Source organism: Sorlinia euscelidii (assembly GCF_036452135.1).
Taxonomy (GTDB): domain Bacteria; phylum Pseudomonadota; class Alphaproteobacteria; order Acetobacterales; family Acetobacteraceae; genus Sorlinia; species Sorlinia euscelidii.
Map to the genome: position 1 here is coordinate 422,979 of NZ_JAWJZZ010000002.1, position 20,291 is coordinate 443,269.

Below are 20,291 nucleotides of genomic sequence, written 5' to 3' on the forward strand. Positions count from 1 at the left end.
TGGTGCAAACTTTAAGACAAATTCCGGAAGTAAATCGAGATGATGATGGAGATGTCTTTGAAGGTCATGCCCGGAAAGATTTTCTCGGATTCGTTACGGATGAAGCTTCAGCTTCGATTATACAAACGAGCTTCAGATCCTTCATCACGCAACCGTCGGATGTGCGTCGCGGACATTTATCCGCGGCAATCTCGGCGTTCGAGTCGATGGCAAGCCCTCGGTTTATCCTGGTCGATGTTTCCGGTCAGGATAGTCCTCTTGAACTTCTCACGATGCTCTCGAACGTCGTCGAACCTGATGTTCGTGTGCTTGCCATCGGAGAAAATCGAGACCTGAATTTTTACAGAGAATTGAAGCAATCGATCGGCGTTACGGAATATCTGTATAAGCCTCTCACGGTTGATCTCGTCAATCGCGTGTTTCTACCGATTCTCATGGCGAATGAGCGCGCCAGCTCCGTTCTCAATAACGCGCTTGTGACGATTTCCGGCGCCGGGGGTGGGGCCGGGGCCTCAACGATCGCGGTTAATCTTGCGAAATTTTTGTCCAATCATGCGCGGCGCAATACGTTGCTCTACGATCCTGATTGCTATTTCGGCACATGTAATGTTTCCCTCAATGTGGCTTCATCATCCGCATTGAAGACCGTTTTCGAGGCGCCGGAGCGTATCGATCGGTCGGTCCTGCAAAGCACGATGCAGCGTATTGATGAGCGTCTGTCAATGATCTCATGCGATCTCGATTATCAGATCAAGGTCGATTACGCCCCCGGCGCGGTTGAGCATACGCTGCAACTCTCGGAAAACAGATTCAACTTTATCGTTGCCGACGTCCCGATGCACGCCAGGGGCGTCGCAAATGAATTTATCAAACTCGCGCGACATCGCATCATCGTGGTAAGGCCGACCATGCATTCCGTGAGGAATGCCGTCAAACTCCTCAAGTTCATCCGTGCGTCGGGCGTGGCAAGCCGCCCCATCATTGTGCTCAATGAAGTGGATCTGCCCGGCGGGCTGACGAAAGCCCAGATTGCTGAAGCTTTGCAGAGAGAGCCGGACGTCACACTCCCTTATGTTCCGTCACAGGCCAATAAATGCTGCAACCTCGGAGACCTGCTGGCAGATCACTCCGAGGCTTATAAATCCGGAATTATCGAGATCGCCGCGCAGCTTGATACGAAAGTTCTCGCGGAGAGATCGAAGATGACGCGTTTGAGCCACAAACTCTCCGCCCTCCTTTCGAGATTCGCCAGATGAGCGACCGTCTGCCGCCCTTCAACTCTTTTGGCCGACGGAGCACGCTCTCTCAGCCTGCGCCCGTCCAAAGTGAAAAAGACTTTTCCGCGCCGCCACCGACCCTGGATGATAACGGCTTCGTATTTGACGATTTCAGCGATGATGTTGCGCAGATCCGCGTGCTTTGCCTTAGTTCGATTGATCCCTCCACCATTGTCAATCTCCCGCCTGAACGGATCAGGGTGGAGATTGAGAAAGCGATCAGCCAGATCGTTGCGGCAAACCGGCTTCAGGTCAATCAATCCGAGCAGCGCCAACTTGCGAGCGATCTCGTCAATGACATGATGGGTCTCGGACCGTTACAGGTGCTTGTCGATGATACGCGTGTCGCCGATATTATGGTCAATGGTCCGGACCGCGTTTTTGTCGAAATCGACGGTAAAACCTATCGGTCGAAAGTCCGATTCCGTGATCAGGCGCATCTTTCCAATATCTGCCAGCGCATCGCCTCAGCTGTGGGAAGGCGGGTTGATGAGGCATCGCCGATCGTCGATGCGCGTCTCGCTGATGGGTCACGGGTCAATATCGTCTTTCCGCCGCTGGCACTGGACGGGCCTTATGTTTCGATCCGGAAATTCTCAGCCAAAGCGATTGACCTGGAAAAACTGGTCGCACTGGGGACGATAACCCCGCAAATGGCGGGGCTGATCTCCCTCATGGGTCGCTGCCGGCTGAATATCATTGTTTCAGGGGGCACGGGGTCCGGCAAGACGACCCTCCTCAATGCGATCTCACGCGCTGTTATCCCGACAGAGCGAATCATCACCATTGAGGATGCGGCCGAGCTTCAATTGCAGCAGCCTCACGTCGTCAGGCTCGAAACGCGACCTGCCAGCTTGGAAGGAGGCGGAGAAATCACGCAACGTGATCTCGTGCGCAATGCTTTGCGTATGCGTCCGGACCGCCTGATTGTCGGAGAAGTGCGCTCCGGGGAGGCCTTCGATATGTTGCAGGCCATGAATACCGGGCACGATGGTTCAATGTCGACCGTGCATGCAAACTCATCGCGCGATGCGCTGACGCGTATCGAAAATATGGTGCATATGGGCTCCATCAATCTCTCTGCAAATGCAATCCGGGCACAGATCGCCAGTGCAGTGGATGTGATCATCCAGATCGAACGACATCGGGACGGGAAACGTCGCGTCACGCAGATTTCTGACGTCGGCCGCATGGAAGGAGACGTCATCATCCTCAACGATATCCTCACTTTCGTCATTGATTCGGAATCAAGCGATGAGGCGATTAAAGGCGGTTACGCCTTCTCCAGAGCGCGTCCAAGTTTCTGGCAGAAACTCGTTTATTTCGGGGTCGCCGGACAATGGCAGAAAATCATGAGTGAAAGCGTCTGAACCGTGCCACTCGTCGCATGCGCCGCTTTATTTTATATTTTCACAATCGGGGCCGCTATCATCATCCTCTATCGATCGCGGAAGCAGGTTTCGCGCCTGCACGAGCGGCTCCGCATCCACGGATCTGAATCCGCCCGCGCCAGCCGCGCCACTCTGAGGGAAGAGGCCAGTACCCGCACGCGTCGCATACGCGCCACCCGATGGATTGACCGCCTGAAAACCGGCAGATTGTCACGCTTCATTCGCTATGATCCTCTCCTTTCACTGAGAATTTTGAAATTATGGCCGGTTTTATTTGTTGTCGCGGTCATGGTCGCGATGACAATCGCCGCCATTGCACGCGTCCTGCTTGAGACGTCCGGTGCTTACCTTCTTTTCATTCCCAGTTGGGTTGTGTTCGTTCGGTCTTACGTCGCCTGGTGTGAATCGAAGCAGAAATCGTTGCTTTTCTCGCAGTTTCCTGACGCTTTGGACATATTGGTCCGTTCAGCGCGGATTGGTATTCCACTCGCGACAGCCGTCATCTATGTCGCGGAAAATGTCGCCGAGCCGACAGCCTCCCGATTCAAAGATATTTCGGAGCGGCTCAATATCGGTGCGACAGTGGGCGAGGCGCTCGAAACCCTGGTGTTACACTCCCCCGTGCAGGAATACCGCTTTTTCGCGGTCGCTCTCCGGCTTCATACACAGACGGGTGGCAATATTGTCGAAACGCTTGAAACATTGTCAGACACGATCCGCTCTCGCGTGGCGTCGCAAAGTAAAGCCAGGGCCTTATTGGCTGAGCCAAAAATGAGTATGACAATTCTCGCCTCGCTTCCCTTCGTGCTGATGGCCGTGCTGGTTCTGATTAATCCAGGCTACGTCATGCCGCTTTTCACATCGACTGGCGGGCATCATGCATTGCTGTTCGCCTTTGGCCTGTGGGTAACCGGCGTTCTGTCGATGCATATCCTGATCAAGAGGGGGGCGCCTTAGAGCCGCGTCATGACATTAGATTGCCAGATTTTTCTCTTCAGCCTCGCGATTTTGCTGGGCGTCATATTTGAGAATTCATACCAGAAAAACGGTCGGAAGCTTGTCCGACGTTTGCGGGATTGCACAGGTGGCGGTGACACCATCCAGGCGGATTCATGGGGGTATTACCTCAATCAGAAAATTGTCGCCGTGGGCAGATATGTTTTTTTACGCCGCTTTTTTTCCAAAAAAGACGCGGCAACATTTTCGGATCTCATCACATCCGCCGGGCTGAGGACGGACCCGTGGCTGCATTTAAGTGTCGGTAGCAAATTCATCCTGATGATCGTTTTTTTTGCTCTCAGCTTTGTCATCAGCTTTTACGTAAAGATGAACCATGAATCAGCGCTCATCTTCGCGATTATTTTAGCTTTACTTGGAGCAAGCATCCCTGAGTGGACTTTAAAAATTTTCGTCGCCCGATATCGCAAGTCTTTGTTGAGTGGCCTGCCAGATATGTTGGACCTGATGGTGATCTGCGCGGAGGCGGGACTTCCGTTGGAAACCATTATTGAGCGCACCGCGGAGGAAATCAGATTTTCTTCCCCACCTGTGACACAAGAGCTCAATAAACTGCGCTCTGATATGAAAATGTTCAATGATCCGCGTCTGGCTTTGAAAAATTTTGGGCGTGTTCCGGATGTCGAACCTTTGCGACGCCTTGCCGTTACTCTCATGCAATCCATGAAATTCGGAACACCACTCAGTGAAACACTGCGCGTCTTATCCGCGGAGCTTCGTCGCGAGAGGCTTATCGAAGCTGAGGAAAAAGCAGGGCGCTTGCCGGCCATCCTGACAATACCGATGGTGGTTTTCATCCTGCCATCCATATTCTGCCTGTTACTGGGTCCAGCCGTGCTACGCCTTCTGCATAGTCTGACTTAGAATCGTGAAAGCGCATGACATGACACGTTTCTATTTTGTGTTTCCCCTCATCCTCCTCGCCTCTTGCGCGGCGCAGCCGACAGAAAATCCGAAACTTCGTGCCGCGAAAATCCTGCTCGATCACGGGGGCGCCAACTCAGCGTTACATGTGGCCCAGAGTGAGCTGATGGTCGACCCTTCCAATAAATCCGCGCTGATCATCCAGGCGGAGGCGGAATATGCCGAGAGGCGTTATCTGCAATCCGAGGCCAGCTTCAAAAAAGTGCTTGCGATCGACCCCGGCAACACGCGTGCCTTGACAGGGTTGGGACGCTTGAACCTCAACCGAGATCCAGCGACGGCTGAAAAACTCTTCAGAAGGGCGATCAAGTCCGACCCTAAAAATGTCGACGCTAAAATTGATCTTGGCATTTCTCTCGATAATCAAAGACATTTTGCGGAAGCGCAGAAAATCTACCGTGAGGTCATTTCCGAAATGCCGGAGTCGGACCGCGCGATGAATAATCTAGGTCTTTCCCTCGCTTTAAGTGGTGATACGGATCAGGCGATCGAGATATTGCGTCCACTTAATGTTGGCGGGGCCGGCACGCATCGTTCGCGTGTCAATTTCGCTTTTGTGCTCATGCTTGCGGGGCGTGACGACGCGGCGAAATCAGAATTATCGCAATTTATGTCACCGCAGGAAGCTGACAGAACCTATAAAAGTTTGAGCGCGCATGTCTCGGACATAAAAGTAAATTCTGGTCATTAACCCACCGCAAGCTGCTGCGGGAGATGATGACGGGTTTGGCTTGAGACCGGCGCCATTGTCCGGCTTTTCATGCGGCAAATCATATACGACCCGGATTTACACGGCCTAGGGGCCCGCGATTTCCGTAAGGCTGGTGCCGGGTGAGGGATTTGAACCCCCGGCCTTCGGTTTACAAAACCGCTGCACTACCACTGTGCTAACCCGGCATCAGCAGGCCCTTTTGCGGTTAAACAGGATAATTCGTCAAGCGTAAAATCGGTGACGTCAGTTCAGAATGACAAAGCTGTTGGGGGGCACATTGACCCCTTACGCATCAAAGGGGCGTTAGGCGCGCTCAAAGACGTTGTCCCGGCGTAACGCGGCGCCGGCGAGGTAAAGACTGCCACAAATCAGAACACGCCCCGTTTCACCACTGAGTTTTTTCAAAGCGCTGACGATATCCGGGCCGGGAATGGCGACGTGGCCGGAGGCGGCGACGATGTCCGCCACGGAAATCGCGTCATACTGATCCGGCTCCATCACCGCGAGGACGGAGGTCGCGTAGGGGAGGAGGGGGCGAATGAACCCTTCAATATCCTTACTGCTCTTCATGCCGATCAAAAGGTGAAGCGGGCGATCCTGCCAATTTCGCAATGTTGGCAAAAGGGCGTGACCGGCATGGGGATTATGCCCGCCATCCAGCCAGATATCCCAACCGGGCGGCACATGGCTGAGGAGCGATCCACCTAATTTCTGTAACCTCCCGGGCCACTGCGTCTGCGTTATGGCCGCCCAGTCTGCATTTTGCATCCTGTCGTTGACAGCGCCGCGCAAAGTGGCGATGGCCAACGCGGCATTGCCATATTGGTGCTGCCCAATCAGGCCCGGTGCGGGGAGGGTAAGGTCACCATGAGGGTCGGAATAAGCCATCCCGCCATCAGGGAGGACGCGATAGGTCACGTCACGCCCCATCACCCATAAGGGCGCGCCGAGCGTCGTGGCTGCGGCTTCGATAATTTGGGTCACGGCCGCATCCTGCGCCGCGCTGATGACGGGACAATGGGGTTTGATGATCCCCGCTTTTTCCCGCGCGATCTCGGTGATGCTGTCTCCGAGGAATGACTGATGGTCCAGCCCAATCGGGGTGATGACGCTCGCAAGAGGGGCGGATACGACATTTGTCGCATCCAATCGTCCGCCGAGACCGACTTCGATGATGGCGAGGTCCGCTGGCTCTCGGGCGAAGAGGAGAAATCCCGCAGCCGTCAGAATTTCGAACACCGTAATGGGCGCGTCCCCATTGACGGCTTCCACTTCCTCCAATGTTGCAGCAAGCACATCCTCCTGCACCAACGCCCCCGCCAGGCGAAATCGCTCTGTGACGGAGACGAGGTGCGGACTGGTCATGACGTGGACGCGCCATTGCCGGGCTTCCGCAAGGGTGCGGATGAAAGCGCATGTGCTGCCCTTTCCGTTTGTCCCGCCCACATGGATCACAGGGGGGAGGCTACGCTCCGGGTTTCCCAATCGATGGAGCAGCGTCGTCAGGCGGTCCAGCGACAGGTCGATATATTTAGGGTAAGCCGCCTGAACACGCGCAAGGATTTTACCGACCGCACCTGAATATTCGCTGGCCAGCCTGGCGGGCTGGCCTTGCGTCGGGTTTGACGGCGTCATGATCGGCGTTTCAGTCATGAGCAATGACGCGGCCCGGGGCAGCGCTTACGCCGCGCCGGTTTCCTGACGTTGCATCATGAGGCCGATGATACGGTCGAGCGTCTCTTTCAGCGCATCACGGGGCGTGACGATATCCACCATGCCATGGTCACGAAGATACTCGGATCTCTGAAACCCTTCCGGTAATTTTTCCCGCACTGTATCCTGTATGACGCGCGGCCCGGTGAAAGCGATTAGGGCCTGAGGCTCCGCGATGTGCACATCGCCCAACATGGCGAAGGAGGCGGAGACGCCCCCGGTCGTCGGGTTCGTCAGCACCACAATATAGGGCAGCCCGGCATCTTTAAGCATCTGGACGCCGATCGTCGTGCGCGGCATCTGCATGAGGGATAACACCCCCTCCTGCATCCGTGCACCGCCGGAGGCCGTGTAGATAATCAAAGCCGCTTTTTGCAGCAGGGCAAGTTTGCAGGCGGCGATAAAAGCTTCACCCAGCGCGGAGCCCATTGTGCCGGCCATAAATTCATAGGCCATGACGGCGACAACCGCCGGATGCCCTCCGACCTGCCCATGCGCGACCACCAGCGACTCATCCAGATGCGTTTTGGTGCGCGCATCTTTGAGCCTGTCCGTGTAGCGCTTCTGATCCTTGAAGCCGAGCGGATCAACCGCGACCTTCGGGAGTTCAATGCGCGTATAGGCGCCCTCGTCAAATGTCCATTTGAGACGATCTTTGGCGGCCGCCTTACCATGATGGCCGCAATGGGGACATACTTTCAGGAAACGGTCAAAATCCTTGACCAGAATCATCTGAGAGCAAGACTCGCACGTCGTCCACAGATTTTCCGGAACATCCCTTTGCAGAAGTCCCCTGATTTTAGGACGGACATATTCGGTAAGCCAGCTCATCTTCCCTCATTATCGTGTCAATGCAATATCGCTTCCCCAAAGGGAAAGGCGCGATCCTGTTATGATGATGCGGATAAGGCATCAATACCCATCATATCGTTTCTACCCGGTAAAAGCCATACCGGCCTCCCGTCATCCACTCAGGGCGTTGTGACAGGTTGCTGCCACATTGCTTCAGATGACGAAATCCGTATCCGGGAAGCTTTGATCCATGGAAAGGGCCGGGTCGCTGGTATTTGGCTTGCCGACCGGACGCGCAGGGTTGCCCACGACTGTGACATGGGGTGCCACATCATTCAGAACGACCGAACCCGCCCCGATTTTAGCGCCTTCCCCCACAGAAATATTGCCGATCACCTTCGCGCCCGCGCCGATCAGAACGCCGCGCGCAATTTTGGGATGCCGATTGCCGGACGTCTTACCCGTGCCGCCAAGCGTGACATTCTGGAAGATGGAGACATCATCCGCAATGACGGCCGTCTCACCAATGACGATGCCCGTGCCGTGGTCGAAAATAACGCGCCGCCCGATGGTGGCCGCCGGGTGGATGTCAATGCCGAAACGCTCTGAGACAAGGCTTTGTAAATGTTGTGCCAGATGCTTGCGGTCATGCCGCCAAAGCCAGTTTGCCACCCGATAGGCCTGGAGCGCGTGATAGCCTTTGAAGAAGAGGAAGGGCGTCACATAATCCGTGCATGCGGGGTCACGCTCATAAACGGCCAGCATATCCGCGGCGGCATCCTCGGCAATGCGCGGTGTGTCCTTGAGGCAGGCCATGATCAGGGACGATAAAGCGGGCACGGAAAGGGCGCGGTCCGATAATTTTGTCCCCAGAAGCGCCGCCAGCGCCGCATCGAAACTGCGATGTTCCGTGATCCCCGTCGTGAAAACGCCTTGTATCAGCGGGTCGCAGCAGACATCGCTTTGGCGCAGCATGTCCTGCCAGATTTTATCGAGGTCCAGCGCGTTCATAATAATCCCATTGTCCGTCGGATGAAACGTGCACGTAAAGGCGTTGCTGTCTCAAAACCCCGCATGCCGACGCGGCGTAAAATCTGCATGGCGGGGTGGCGGGCGCTGAAAACCCTCTCCATAATATCGCAGGTCGCCAGCATCGCCATATTATCGGGGCGCGTTAAACGCTGATAGAGTTTCAACACATCATCACGGCCCGGATCCTGCCCCTTCTCACAAGCATTAACCAAAACTTCAGACAAGATCTTGATATCGCGAAAGCCCATATTCAAGCCCTGGCCCGCAATTGGATGCAAACCGTGGGCCGCGTCGCCGATCAGCGCGAGGCGATGAGACACATATCTCTGGGCATATTGCGCGGAAAGCGGGTAAAGCCATCGCCGTCCGATTGGCGTCGCGGCGCCGACATGCTTATCGAGACGCGCATTGATTTCGCGCCTGAAAGTATCATCGGGAAGCGCATGAAGATAATGCGCGCGCGCAGCAGGTGCGGCCCAAACGATGGCGGAGCGGTGCGGTGCGGCGTCTGTGCCGATCAAGGGGAGTCGCGCAAATGGTCCATCTGGTAGAAAGCGCTCCAGAGCGGTGCCCTTATGCGCATTCTCATGCTGTATGATCGTGACAATGCCATTCTGATTATAGGCTAATCGCGTCAACGGGATGCCTGCCTGCTTCCGAAGCGGACTTTGACGCCCCTCTGCCGCGATGACGAGTTGCGCCCGATATTGCGCATCGGAGGCAAGCGCAATAATGGCTCCATCATCGTCGAAAGTGAAACGCGCCTGGTCTGGCGCGGCGATGATCAGGTTCGGGCCTGCGTGATGACGGAGGGCGTCATGGAGGGCACGACGCAGATCCATCGCCTCGACCATCCAGCCGAAACCCTGCAACCCGGCCTCATTATCAGGCAGGTTCTGCGCGCCGAAGATAAGTGACCGTGTGCCGATGCGCGTGAGGATGCGCGCGACATTTGGACGTGGCCTGGATACATCCCGCCCGTCAATGACGGAAATTTCCTTTATGGGCTGCGCGCCGTTCGGGAGGTGCGACCAGACGCCTGATTGTGCCAGAACCCGTCGTGACCCTTCCGAAAGTGCATAGGCCCGACCATCCAGATGCGGGCCGATCGCCGCGTCAAGCGGGGAACGCTCAATGATAAGGACGCGCAGCCCGGCCTGCGCCAGGACGCACGCCAGGGTTGCGCCAACCGGGCCGGCGCCATTGATGCAAATATTGACAGTCTTCATCATCCTGCTTTCTCAACACGCCCCGTATGGCGCATTCAGCGTCAGAGGCGTCCATAAATCAAACCTTTAATCAAAGAAGAGGCTTGCCTTGCGCGTCGCCAAACTGGCACGAATTGGAAACGATCTGTGATGCGGGATTCGTAGCCCGTAAAAAAAACGTTGCGAAGGACGAACATCATGAAGCTGATCACGGCCATCATCAAGCCATTCAAGCTCGATGACGTGCGCAATGCACTCATTCCGCTCGGCGTGCAGGGTTTGACGGTTACGGAAGTCAAAGGTTTCGGGCGGCAGAAGGGACAGACGGAGATCTATCGCGGGGCGGAATATCAGATCAGCTTTCTTCCCAAACTCAAGATGGAAATCGCCGTTGCGGATGAAATCGTCGATGACGTCGTGAAAGCCATCCAGACCAATGCCAGCACCGGCAAAATCGGTGATGGGAAAATCTTTATTTCCTCACTTGATAAGGTCGTCCGCATCCGGACGGGAGAAGAAGGGGTAAGCGCACTATGACACGATCCTGCCTGTGGACCCTTGCAGGCTGTTTGATGATTCTGCCGGGCCATCTCTTTGCGGCAGATGCGGCGGGTGCGCCGCATATCGACACGGGTGACGCTGCCTGGATGCTGACGAGCACGGCGCTCGTCCTGCTAATGACCATCCCCGGCGTCAGCCTTTTTTATGCCGGGATGGTCCGGAAGAAAAACGTGCTGGCGACGGCGATCCAGTCTTTTACGATCTGCTGCATCGCAAGTGTCGTCTGGATGGTGCTGGGCTATAGTTTCGCCTTCGGCACAGGCACGCCCTACTTCGGAGATTTCTCGCGGGCGATGCTGCGCGGCATCGCGGATCACTTTACCCAGGGGCAGGATGCGGCCTTTGTGATGGGCGCGGGCACCGCCAATGCCACGACGATGACCATCCCGGAAAGCGCGTGGGTGATGTTCCAGATGACCTTCGCCGTCGTCACACCCGCCCTGATCGTGGGTGGATTTGCGGAGCGTATGAAGTTCTCGGCTCTCTGCTTTTTCACGATCTTATGGTCGCTGCTCGTCTATGCCCCGATCGCCCACTGGGTCTGGAGCCCGCTCGGATGGCTGGCCGGGCTGGGCGCGGTGGATTTTGCGGGCGGGACGGTCGTGCATATTAATTCCGGCGTGGCCGGTCTTGTCGCCGCTTTAGTGTTGGGGCGGCGGCGCAATCTCGGCCTTGATGATTTCTCACCCTATAATCTGACATACGCGATTATCGGCGCGTCTCTGCTCTGGATTGGCTGGTTCGGCTTTAATGCCGGCTCCGCAGGTGGCGCGAATGGCCGCGCCGGCATGGCGATGCTGACGACGCAGATCGCCTCCGCCGCCGGGGCGTTGGCCTGGATGATTGTCGAGTGGTTTCACGCGAAAAAACCGACCGCTCTGGGCATCATTTCAGGGGCGGTGGCCGGATTGGTGGCCATCACCCCGGCGGCTGGCTTTGTCCTGCCGGGTGCGGCTCTGATGATCGGGTTTGTAGCCGGGATCGCTTGCTTCTGGAGTGCCGCCATTCTCAAACCGCGTCTGGGTTATGATGATAGTCTCGATGCTTTCGGGGTTCATGGGATGGGCGGGATCGTCGGTGCGCTTCTGACAGGTGTATTCGCCTACGGACCTCTATCCGCGACAGAGGCCAATCCCGCAGGCGTCACGGGCTCCGTAATGCAGTTGGGACGTCAGGCTGAGGCATGCGGCGTGACGATCATCTGGTGCGTCGTGGTGACCTATCTCATCCTGAAACTGATCGACGTCACCATCGGGCTGCGTGTCTCTCAGGACGCGGAACTTGAAGGACTGGATATGGTTCTACATGGAGAGCGGATCAACTGATTCGCATGGCTACGTCTCCGAAGGGATGGTTTGATGGACGGGAAAAAACTTTCAGGCGCTATTCTGGCGGCTGCATTGACGGTCATGGGGATATCAGCAACGGCGGCCCATGCCATGACGGCGAAGGAATGTTACAAATCCTTCCGCGCTGAACGCAAGGCGGGTGACCTCAAGGGGATGGAATATAAGGATTTCAAAGCGGCACGTTGCGGAGACGCAGCCCCCGCGGCGACATCAACCACCCCCGCGCAGACAGCAACGCCGACCACGACGGCGAAGGCCCCCGCTGTGCAGACTCCGGCGCCAACCACGTCGACGCCACCAATCGGCCCGACGACAGCCGTCGCGGGAAGTGCCGTTTTCCCGTCGGCCGTGGCGTCGCAATATGCCAATCTCAAGCCTGGCCGCGCGCGAATGCAGACCTGCCTTGACCAGTATAAAGCGAACAAAGCGAGCAACGGAAATGGCGGTTTACGCTGGATTCAAAAAGGCGGTGGCTATTACTCGGAATGTAACAAGCGCCTGAAACAGTAACCTCCCGTAAGACCAAGTGCCCGGCAGGAGAGTCCGCCGGGCCAGGGAGCGCTCAAAAAAACGCGGAGGCGGCCCCGATCGGGCCGCCTTTTTCTTGCCGTTCTTCTGCGCGCATTTATCGGATGAAGACGGATGATGTCTGAAAAGACACCCAGACATCATGTCGCGAGATGAAGTCGGCACCCAATAGCATGTCGTTATCGTCATCAATATCCGACACTGTGATAACCGGTGCTTTCAATGTCAGGATAGGTCGTTCCGCCTCTGTCGCATCGCTGGCAAATGACAGTGCGCTGAAATGGTGCCAATAATAGCGGCGCGCATTGAGGTCGACGCCGCTCGTGATACCCCCCCGGTCTTTTGCGAGCATCTGATTGCTGACACCCATATGATTGGCAAAACGTCGCGACAAGGTGATGGAACGTGCACCGCTATCGATCAGCGCATTGCCCATGACGCCATCAAGAATAAACACGACATTGAGACGCAGGCCGCGCCGAAGGGCCTTGAGTTTGATCCAGCGTGCCCCATTGGGGATCCCTGCCGCGCCGAAAGGGGGATAGGATTGCAGCCACCTGCCACGGGCGTATACCGCCAGAAGCGGAGGCGGTGACGGGGGGCATCGAATTCCAAAGCGAGATCCTGCATCATATCCGCGCCAATAAGCCCGGAGAGCCCCTCAAGCGATTTTGGCAGATTGGGCAGAATGCCGAGAGGGAAAGACCACGCACCGAAATCAAGTTGGCCAAGGCGAAGGTCGGGCGCGATGCGGTTGCGCACGGTTTCACTCCGCCCGTCCGGACCGTGAATGACGGTGCGGCGGTGAGGATCGACCGATAGATGCAAAGCATCGGCGGCCTTCGGGGTGATCAGACTTCCCTCGGAGCCGGTATCGATGATCATGTCCCGCGTCTGAGAGCCGATTTCAACGGGGACGTGCAGAAATAACACATCATTGCGGAGCGGGAGTGAACCTAACATTGTCACCGCGCAGCCTGTCCGAGCGTCAGCCCGCGTCATGGTCAGGGCGGTGACGAGGAGGCCGCAGATGACGGGCTTCAAACGGCGCATCATGGCTTGCCCGCCCGGGGATGCGCGGACCAGACGCGTAGGAGATGCGCCTCATCCGTCTTCGTGTAGGTCTGGGTCGTTGAGAGGCTGGCATGGCCCAGTAATTCCTGAATCGCTCTCAAATCCGCACCGCTTTCCATCATATGCGTGGCGAAAGAATGCCGCAAAGCATGTGGCGTTGCAGAAGCCGGAAGCCCTTTGGCCTGACGCCACAGACGCATGGTGCGCCGTGCCGTTGCGGGGTCAAGCCGGCCCCCTTTCTGCCCGATAAAAAGCGGGGCATCCGGTTCGGCTGATGAACGTTGCCGTCGCCACGCCGCCAATCTCTCCTGCACGATCGGGATCAAAGGCACCAGGCGCTGTTTATTCCCTTTGCCCGTGACACGTAGCGGCCCACAAGGTGCTGCGTCGAAATCGCCGATGGAGAGGGACAGGGCTTCCCCGATGCGCAGACCGGCACCGTATAGCAAGGTATACAAGGCGAGATCCCGTGCGACAAAGTCGTTGGCTGCGGTAAAGCTCGCAATTTCTTCTGCGGCTTCCCGCGCGACAGGGCGGGCCAGGGGACGCGGCAAGGGCTTACGCGTCTTGGGGAGTTTGAAGGCGGTGACATGCGCGTTCTGGATGTCATATCGAAGGGACAGAAAGCGGTAAAAAGCCCGCAAAGCCGAAATATGTCGGCTCCGGCTGCGCGCCGCACCGTCTGCAAGGCGCTGACGCAACTCAGCTTCACGCGTTTGATGGGCGAGGAGTGCGCGCATGTCACCCGCCGTGAGATGAGCGAGATGCGTCTCGTTGATTTTCTCCCCGAGATGCGCTTCAAAAAAAGCGAGGGATGTGGCGACGTCCTGATGATAGGCCCGGATCGTATGCGGGCTGGCGCGCTTCTCATTTTCAAGCCAGGTCATCCAGGCGCTGAGGAGGGTTTCTGCACTGTGAGCCATGTCGTGACCTTGTTGAACAGATTCTGAAAAATGACCGTAACGCGCCGCCATCCTAACTGAAATATCAACGCGGCGTGCGTTTAAAATTTCAGTGCAGTGACGGGGCCTCTGGCATCCCGCTGAAAGAAGGCCAATAGGATGGCGGCAGGAATTTCTTCAAAATCCGTCAGGGACGTGGCAGGATCGTATCATGCTTCTGACCGCCGCCACTTTATATATGTCCCTGTTGAAAAACGGTGTGAGACAATTGGATAAGAGGCCGCAACCCATGCATCGCGTTCTGTCCGTCCCAACCCCGGTGCGGAAAAAATCGGCTTGACGCAAGACGCGCACCTTGCGGATGGGGCGCCCGGCTTGGCGCACCCGCCGGAAATGTCTCTCCGCGTCGATGTTCTTCTGCCAAGGCGGCTGCAATCGGCGCTGGCTTACACGACGCCCGATCCTGAACTGGTGCCGGGTGATTTCGTCGCTGTGCCATTGGGGAAAAGGGAAGAAATCGGTTGCGTATGGGATGCTGCCGAAGTGGTGATGGCGCGCCTCCCCGCTGATCTCGCCTTTCCGCCGCCGAAACCGGTTGATCCGAGCCGATTGAGGCCGGTCTCTCGCCGCATTGACGCGCCCGGCCTGCCGGAAACGCTGCGTTGCTTCGTTGATTGGGTGTCCGCTTATACGCTCGCGCCTCAAGGCATGGTTCTCGCGATGGCGATGCGCGGATGGACGCCGGCGCCACCGAAATCCGTCAGGCTCTGGCGTCTGGCATCGCCAGGTCACCCGCCGAAACTCACCGCGGCACGGCAGAAAGTGCTGGATGCCGCTTCGGCAAAGCCGATGAGCATAAAAGCCCTGGCGGAGAAAGCCGGCGTGAGCCCTGCCGTCATATCGGCCTGCATCAAACTCAATCTGTTGGAGGCCGCGCCGGCTGAACCCGCCTTCAGGGACGAAGCGATTAAAGTGCCCCAACCGCCCACCCTCTCCGCATCTCAGGAGACCATTGCGCGATCTTTGAGAGATATCGTGCGGAAGCAGCAATTTGAGGCCATCCTGCTCGAAGGAGTCACCGGCTCCGGCAAAACGGAGGTTTACCTTGAAGCGGTGCAGGAATGCCTTACGCTCGAGCGGCAATCTCTTGTTCTCCTGCCGGAAATCGCCCTTTCCACCCAATGGATCTCACGCTTCACCCGGCGCTTCGGCTTTGCCCCGCTTGTCTGGCATTCATCCATGGGGGACGGGCATCGCCGTCGTGTCTGGCAGCATGTGCGCAGCGGTGCGCCCTGCGTGGTTGTCGGGGCGCGCTCAGCCCTTTTTCTGCCATTCACAGATCTCGGCCTGATCATTGTCGATGAGGAGCATGAGCCGGCCTTCAAGCAGGAGGAAGGCGTGATTTATCACGGCCGGGACATGGCCGTGCTGCGCGCGCGCCAGGCCACGGTGCCCGTCATGCTTGTCTCCGCGACGCCAAGCCTTGAGACCCTCGCCAATGTGCAGGCAGGTCGCTATCGCCACCTCGTCCTGCCGGACCGCCATGCTGGCGCCGCATTGCCGGACGTGCGTGCGCTGGATATGCGTCTTGCACCGCCATCACGTGGCCAATTCCTCTCCCCCACGCTTCTCTCCGCCTGTCGCGAGACGCTGGCGCGCGGGGAGCAAGCCATGTTGTTTCTCAATCGACGCGGCTATGCGCCGCTCACTTTATGTCGGCAATGTGGTCACCGGATTGAATGTCCGAAATGCACGGCCTGGCTGGTGGAGCATCGTGCGCAACGCCGCATGGTGTGCCACCATTGCGAATATACGATGCCAATACCAACGCAGTGCCCGTCCTGCGCGGCGACGGAAAGCCTCGTGCCGGTCGGGCCGGGGATCGAGCGCGTGACGGAGGAAGTGCAGCGTGAACTGGCCGGGGTGCGCATCCTCGTCATGTCCTCAGACAGTCTCGTATCGGCGGAAGCGGCGCGTATCGCCGTGACGCAGATCGCGCAACAGGAAGTTGACCTGATCATTGGGACGCAACTCGTCGCGAAGGGGTGGCATTTCCCGCACCTCACCCTTGTGGGGGTGGTGGATGCGGACCTCGGACTCAATGGCGGGGACCTCCGCGCGGCGGAGCGTACGGTGCAGTTATTGCAGCAGGTCGGCGGGCGCGCCGGGCGGGAGGCGCGGCCGGGTACCGTGCTGTTACAGACTTACCTGCCCGACCATCCCGCGATGAAGGCCCTTGTTTCGCAGGATTTTCATCATTTCATGACGCAGGAGGCCGCCAATCGTCGCCCGGGTTTCTGGCCGCCTTTCGGGCGTCTCGCCGCTTTGATCGTCAGTGCCGGGACGCCGGAATCCGCGGATGCTCTGGCACGCGCCTTATCGGATATGGCCCCGAAAGGCGAGGGACTCGAAGTGCTCGGCCCTGCCCCCGCCCCGCTGACGAAATTACGCGGGCGGCATCGGCGACGCCTCTTATTGCGGACGCGGAAGGGGATTGCCGTGCAGCCTTTGCTGCGGCTTTGGCTGCAGAAACTGCGCCTTAAGAGTGATCAGAAGATTGTGGTGGATATCGACCCGGTCTCATTTTTCTGAAGCGACTAAGTTTTCTTGCGGAAAGCGCGCGCGGCCAGCCCGACGACGGAGATGATTGTCAGCGCACTCTGAGCATGTCCCCGGAATCGTCGCGGGCCGACCGTGCTGAGAAAAGTCAGCGCGCCGATCACCAGCTCGCCATTCACCCTGAGCGGCAAAGATGCTTTATGTTGCCTGACGGCCGGGATCGCCTCTTGATGATCGCGTGACGCTGGCATTTTTGATGGCGTCACCGTGCGGTGCCTGAACATGACTGAAATCCTTATCGTTCCATGCGATCTAAACTCGAAAAATCCTGGTGGGTTTGCCTCACAATGGTGGGAGGCTCGGCCTTGAAACGGCTTCGATGGTCAGTCGGGAAAAAGGACAGGTCCGCTGCGCGGGAAAATCTCAGAGGTGACCCGTCGCGACGCTGAATTTGATCTGCCAAAGCCGCAAAAAGGCGCGCCCTGTTGGGCAGAATACCATGGCGACATGCGAAATGACTAAATGCGCTTATCTCTCGTCAGCAAAGGTGCCGATAGGATGCGATGCGTCCAATGAGAAATTTTTGCGTACTGTCCTCAGCGTCTCGAACGTGTCAAAGGGCGTGCGGGCGGGATGAGGGTCCTTGCGCGTCGGTCAATGATTTACCCTGTTTTGAGGCAGGGTCGAGCCTGTCAGCTTTTTGACGTGCCTTAAGGGCGGCGGCTCGGTCCCCCCTTTGCGTCTCAATCGAAGAAAGAAGACGCCATGAGACGGCGTCCCGCGGGTCAAGCTGCAAAGCAACGCCGAGATCAGCAATCGCCCCGGCGTCATCCTGTCCCTGATGCCGGATCATCGCACGGAATCGCCATAAAACAGCCTGGTCAGGTTGCAGGGTGAGGGCACTGCTTAAATCATGCTCCGCTTCCTGAAGGCGATTCTGCTTTTGAAGCGCCCGCCCGTGTCGCACGAGGATAAAGACAGCCGGCGTCAATTTTCCCAATCTGATGGCATGAAGCTGAGCCAGAAGCGCGCGGGCCTCACTTTCCGAACGCGCCTGCTTCAGGGCGTCCTCAAGTTTTTCTAGCGTAGAGGGGCCTTTTTTGCCGGTCTCAAGCGTCACATGCGCGTCGGAAGCGCTTTTGCCCGCATCCTTCGCGGCGGCGGCGGTCTGGAGCGGGCAGAGGGTAAGCGCTGCTACAAAAACAAGACGGGCAAGCCTGGCCTGCCCGTCCATTGACGTTTCATAGAAATAAGGTGCGGTCAGAAACTGACGCGCCAAGATTTAACCCTGGCGGGCCTTCATGCGCGGGTTTTTCTTGTTAATCACGTAAACGCGGCCACGGCGACGCACGACGCGGCAATCCTTGTCGCGGATTTTGGCGGATTTGAGACTGTTACGAATCTTCATTTGTTTCACTTCCCAGGGCATGCTTGACGAACGGGCGCGCGCCCGTGAAAGGTGCTCTCAGATAACGGGGTGTCGCCATGAAGTCAACTATATATGACGCGTCGCGACCGGGATAAGCGGGTCACCTTGATATAAGCACATGGTGAGTGGTCATCACCAAAGAGACACGCTATCCTCTTTCTATGAAGTTGCGTGAACTCACCGCTGTGGCGGTATCGATTTACGGATTGGCAATGCCAGCCAGCGCTGCGGATGACCCATCCTCAAAAGCGCTGACCATCATTTTGTCGCCGATTCTCGATATCCTCAAGGTCAAACCGGATTCGGCCAGCGACGCCTGCATCGCGACGCTGAAGGAACTTCGCCAAACGCAGAAAGCGCTCAGTAGCGGCCGTTACGACGACAACCCGTCAGATTTTGCCATCGCCCACGACGTGCTGGAATCGGATTTTGAGAATGCGATCCAGATTTGTGGCGCCGATGCACGGCGCCTTTGTCGCGACGAGACCCCGGTCAATAAATCGCTCGGCGCAATATGTGAAACTTTCGCGCGCCGTCACCCGGCATAAATCATCACGTCGCGACATGACCTGACTTTTCACTCAGCCGGTGATTGAACTGAGCGGGATGCGAAGCCCGCATCCTGAGAGCTGTGACCCGGGTCATAAGTGATGGCTTCATTCAAAGGGCGCCAGCGATGGGCTGCCAGCACGTCATCGGTCAGAAGTTCAAGGCCCGCCGGTTCATTACCATTCGCGTGCACAAGGACGATACTGCCGTCTCGGATCGGCTGTCCCTTGGCGAGCCAGGCATCCGCGCCCAGGGGGATGACGCCCAGTTCCCGCGTGCGGGTCACGACATAGGGGTCTGATACGAGGCCCGGATAGCGAAAGAAGATGGACGGCGTTTGATTATCCGCAATCAACAGCTTTTCAACTTCAAGAATCTCAGAATCCACATCTGTGCCGGGGATCAGGAGGAAGTTGCGTTCAAGCGGCGCGTCACGCAGATAGCGATGCAGATAAGCGTGATTAACCCAGGTGACATTGAGCTGCCCGGCCGCGATGGCTTTTTTGAGCCAGCTATATTCTTCCCCATGACGCACAATCCACAGGCCGCTGACATCAATGGTCATCGGTAGATGGTGTTTGGCCCCGAAAGCGATCAGCCTCTCATAAAAATCCTTGTTGAAAGCATGTGACGACGGACACATGTCGATCGTGAGATAAGCGACATGCGGCGCCGAATGGAACGCATGGGTCAGGCCCTGATTCTGGATAGGAAATGGCGGCGCCGTCGTCCGCGCAAGGGCCCGGGCATAGATGGATGACTTAAGCACATCATCCTGATTTTTAGCGATGTCGAAGTTGGAGGCGGGTTGTATCGAGGTTTTCAAGGTCTGCGGGTCAACCAGTAAGTAGCTCGACACGCCCGTTTTCTCGAAATGTCGGATGGCGACATATCGATGGTGATTCGTATCGATTACCACTTGTTTGATGGGTTTGTAATCCGAAATTTCCCATGTCTGGGCGCAGACTGTTGACGCCGCCCCGACCCATAAGCCCAGCCCGAGGCAACGCATCGCGTTGCGTAGCGCAGTTACAGGGCGGAGCACGCGGGGACTTTGCTTCAGTAGTAAAGCGGCTATCTCGTATATGCCGCGTCGAGATGCGTCTCGAGCTCTGCCTTGCACATCTTGCGGCATCATCGCCTTCTCCTCCTGATTGTCGCGGGCCTGACGCGCCGCCCCTCCCGACGCGAGAAGGCGCGTCGCCGTGCGTAAGAACCTGTCGAGATTTTTCAGAATATCGACCGGACCATGGAGAAAGATGTGCGGCACCTTG

The 20,291-nt window shown here is 57.3% G+C and carries 21 protein-coding genes and 1 tRNA gene; 10 read left to right on the top strand and 12 right to left on the bottom strand.

Going from position 1 to position 20,291, the window contains the following annotated elements:
* Positions 1 to 206 precede the first annotated feature (206 nt).
* The 5 genes from CGLAMM_RS05515 to CGLAMM_RS05535 are packed head-to-tail and all read left to right on the top strand — an operon-like array spanning position 207 to position 5,300.
* Entirely contained in the window at positions 207 to 1,256 is a 1,050-nt protein-coding gene (locus CGLAMM_RS05515; RefSeq protein WP_418115463.1) for a CpaE/TadZ family protein, read from the top strand.
* The gene (locus CGLAMM_RS05520; RefSeq protein ID WP_394819031.1) at positions 1,253 to 2,647 is read left to right on the top strand and encodes a CpaF family protein; all 1,395 of its coding nucleotides are present in this window, start codon (positions 1,253 to 1,255) and stop codon (positions 2,645 to 2,647) included. The genes CGLAMM_RS05515 and CGLAMM_RS05520 overlap by 4 nt, the downstream gene beginning before the upstream one ends.
* A 3-nt stretch (positions 2,648 to 2,650) precedes the next feature.
* Positions 2,651 to 3,625, top strand: coding sequence for a type II secretion system F family protein (locus tag CGLAMM_RS05525; protein WP_394819032.1), 975 nt, complete (start codon positions 2,651 to 2,653; stop codon positions 3,623 to 3,625).
* Between the two features lie 9 nt (positions 3,626 to 3,634).
* Entirely contained in the window at positions 3,635 to 4,549 is a 915-nt protein-coding gene (locus tag CGLAMM_RS05530; protein WP_394819033.1) for a type II secretion system F family protein, read from the top strand.
* Positions 4,550 to 4,568: 19 nt separating this feature from the next.
* Complete coding sequence (locus CGLAMM_RS05535) at positions 4,569 to 5,300, top strand: tetratricopeptide repeat protein (RefSeq protein ID WP_394819034.1); 732 nt, start codon at positions 4,569 to 4,571, stop codon at positions 5,298 to 5,300.
* A 131-nt stretch (positions 5,301 to 5,431) separates the two neighbouring features.
* Here the strand turns inward: CGLAMM_RS05535 and CGLAMM_RS05540 are convergent.
* The 5 genes from CGLAMM_RS05540 to CGLAMM_RS05560 all read right to left on the bottom strand — a co-directional run bounded on the left by CGLAMM_RS05540 (position 5,432) and on the right by CGLAMM_RS05560 (position 10,090).
* Positions 5,432 to 5,506 (bottom strand) — tRNA-Thr (locus tag CGLAMM_RS05540).
* A gap of 118 nt (positions 5,507 to 5,624) precedes the next feature.
* Complete coding sequence (locus CGLAMM_RS05545; RefSeq protein ID WP_418115464.1) at positions 5,625 to 6,956, bottom strand: bifunctional folylpolyglutamate synthase/dihydrofolate synthase; 1,332 nt, start codon at positions 6,954 to 6,956, stop codon at positions 5,625 to 5,627.
* Between the two features lie 45 nt (positions 6,957 to 7,001).
* Entirely contained in the window at positions 7,002 to 7,865 is an 864-nt protein-coding gene (gene accD, locus CGLAMM_RS05550; RefSeq protein ID WP_394819036.1) for an acetyl-CoA carboxylase, carboxyltransferase subunit beta, read from the bottom strand.
* Between the two features lie 174 nt (positions 7,866 to 8,039).
* Positions 8,040 to 8,837 carry a serine O-acetyltransferase gene (gene cysE, locus CGLAMM_RS05555; RefSeq protein ID WP_394819037.1) on the bottom strand — a complete coding sequence of 266 codons (798 nt, stop codon included), beginning with the start codon at positions 8,835 to 8,837 and terminating at the stop codon, positions 8,040 to 8,042.
* Positions 8,834 to 10,090, bottom strand: coding sequence for a UbiH/UbiF/VisC/COQ6 family ubiquinone biosynthesis hydroxylase (locus CGLAMM_RS05560; RefSeq protein ID WP_394819038.1), 1,257 nt, complete (start codon positions 10,088 to 10,090; stop codon positions 8,834 to 8,836). Before CGLAMM_RS05560 ends, cysE begins: the two co-directional genes overlap by 4 nt.
* A gap of 174 nt (positions 10,091 to 10,264) precedes the next feature.
* On the opposite strand from CGLAMM_RS05560, the gene CGLAMM_RS05565 reads away from it, so the two are divergent.
* From CGLAMM_RS05565 to CGLAMM_RS05575, 3 genes are read left to right on the top strand one after another with little or no spacing between them, the layout of a single operon-like run.
* A complete protein-coding gene (locus tag CGLAMM_RS05565; RefSeq protein WP_394819039.1) occupies positions 10,265 to 10,603 on the top strand; it encodes a P-II family nitrogen regulator in 339 nt (112 codons plus the stop codon).
* Positions 10,600 to 11,952: an ammonium transporter gene (locus tag CGLAMM_RS05570; RefSeq protein WP_394819040.1), complete on the top strand. Its 1,353-nt coding sequence runs from the start codon at positions 10,600 to 10,602 to the stop codon at positions 11,950 to 11,952. The genes CGLAMM_RS05565 and CGLAMM_RS05570 overlap by 4 nt, the downstream gene beginning before the upstream one ends.
* A gap of 33 nt (positions 11,953 to 11,985) precedes the next feature.
* Positions 11,986 to 12,486, top strand: coding sequence for a hypothetical protein (locus CGLAMM_RS05575; protein WP_394819041.1), 501 nt, complete (start codon positions 11,986 to 11,988; stop codon positions 12,484 to 12,486).
* A 115-nt stretch (positions 12,487 to 12,601) separates the two neighbouring features.
* Here the strand turns inward: CGLAMM_RS05575 and CGLAMM_RS05580 are convergent, their stop codons facing one another.
* From CGLAMM_RS05580 to CGLAMM_RS05590, 3 genes are read right to left on the bottom strand one after another with little or no spacing between them, the layout of a single operon-like run.
* Positions 12,602 to 12,961, bottom strand: coding sequence for an aspartyl protease family protein (locus CGLAMM_RS05580; protein ID WP_418115465.1), 360 nt, complete (start codon positions 12,959 to 12,961; stop codon positions 12,602 to 12,604).
* Complete coding sequence (locus CGLAMM_RS05585; RefSeq protein WP_394819042.1) at positions 12,925 to 13,560, bottom strand: retropepsin-like aspartic protease; 636 nt, start codon at positions 13,558 to 13,560, stop codon at positions 12,925 to 12,927. The genes CGLAMM_RS05580 and CGLAMM_RS05585 overlap by 37 nt, the downstream gene beginning before the upstream one ends.
* Entirely contained in the window at positions 13,557 to 14,501 is a 945-nt protein-coding gene (locus tag CGLAMM_RS05590; protein ID WP_394819043.1) for a tyrosine recombinase XerC, read from the bottom strand. Before CGLAMM_RS05590 ends, CGLAMM_RS05585 begins: the two co-directional genes overlap by 4 nt.
* Positions 14,502 to 14,873: 372 nt before the next feature.
* Here CGLAMM_RS05590 and CGLAMM_RS05595 point away from each other — a divergent pair, with 372 nt between their 5' ends.
* A complete protein-coding gene (locus tag CGLAMM_RS05595) occupies positions 14,874 to 17,072 on the top strand; it encodes a primosomal protein N' (protein ID WP_394819095.1) in 2,199 nt (732 codons plus the stop codon).
* Positions 17,073 to 17,077: 5 nt separating this feature from the next.
* Here the strand turns inward: CGLAMM_RS05595 and CGLAMM_RS05600 are convergent, their stop codons facing one another.
* The 3 genes from CGLAMM_RS05600 to ykgO all read right to left on the bottom strand — a co-directional run bounded on the left by CGLAMM_RS05600 (position 17,078) and on the right by ykgO (position 18,447).
* A complete protein-coding gene (locus CGLAMM_RS05600) occupies positions 17,078 to 17,323 on the bottom strand; it encodes a hypothetical protein (protein WP_394819045.1) in 246 nt (81 codons plus the stop codon).
* Positions 17,324 to 17,652: 329 nt separating this feature from the next.
* Positions 17,653 to 18,318 (bottom strand): tetratricopeptide repeat protein, encoded by a 666-nt coding sequence (locus tag CGLAMM_RS05605; protein WP_394819046.1) that lies wholly within the window; start codon positions 18,316 to 18,318, stop codon positions 17,653 to 17,655.
* A gap of 3 nt (positions 18,319 to 18,321) precedes the next feature.
* Positions 18,322 to 18,447: a type B 50S ribosomal protein L36 gene (gene ykgO / locus CGLAMM_RS05610; protein ID WP_025886195.1), complete on the bottom strand. Its 126-nt coding sequence runs from the start codon at positions 18,445 to 18,447 to the stop codon at positions 18,322 to 18,324.
* 182 nt (positions 18,448 to 18,629) lie between these two features.
* Here ykgO and CGLAMM_RS05615 point away from each other — a divergent pair, with 182 nt between their 5' ends.
* On the top strand, positions 18,630 to 19,016 hold the full coding sequence (locus CGLAMM_RS05615; RefSeq protein ID WP_418115466.1) for a hypothetical protein: 387 nt from the start codon (positions 18,630 to 18,632) through the stop codon (positions 19,014 to 19,016).
* A gap of 29 nt (positions 19,017 to 19,045) precedes the next feature.
* Here CGLAMM_RS05615 and CGLAMM_RS05620 read toward each other — a convergent pair whose 3' ends face one another.
* A complete protein-coding gene (locus tag CGLAMM_RS05620; RefSeq protein ID WP_418115467.1) occupies positions 19,046 to 20,287 on the bottom strand; it encodes a polysaccharide deacetylase family protein in 1,242 nt (413 codons plus the stop codon).
* Positions 20,288 to 20,291 lie beyond the last annotated feature (4 nt).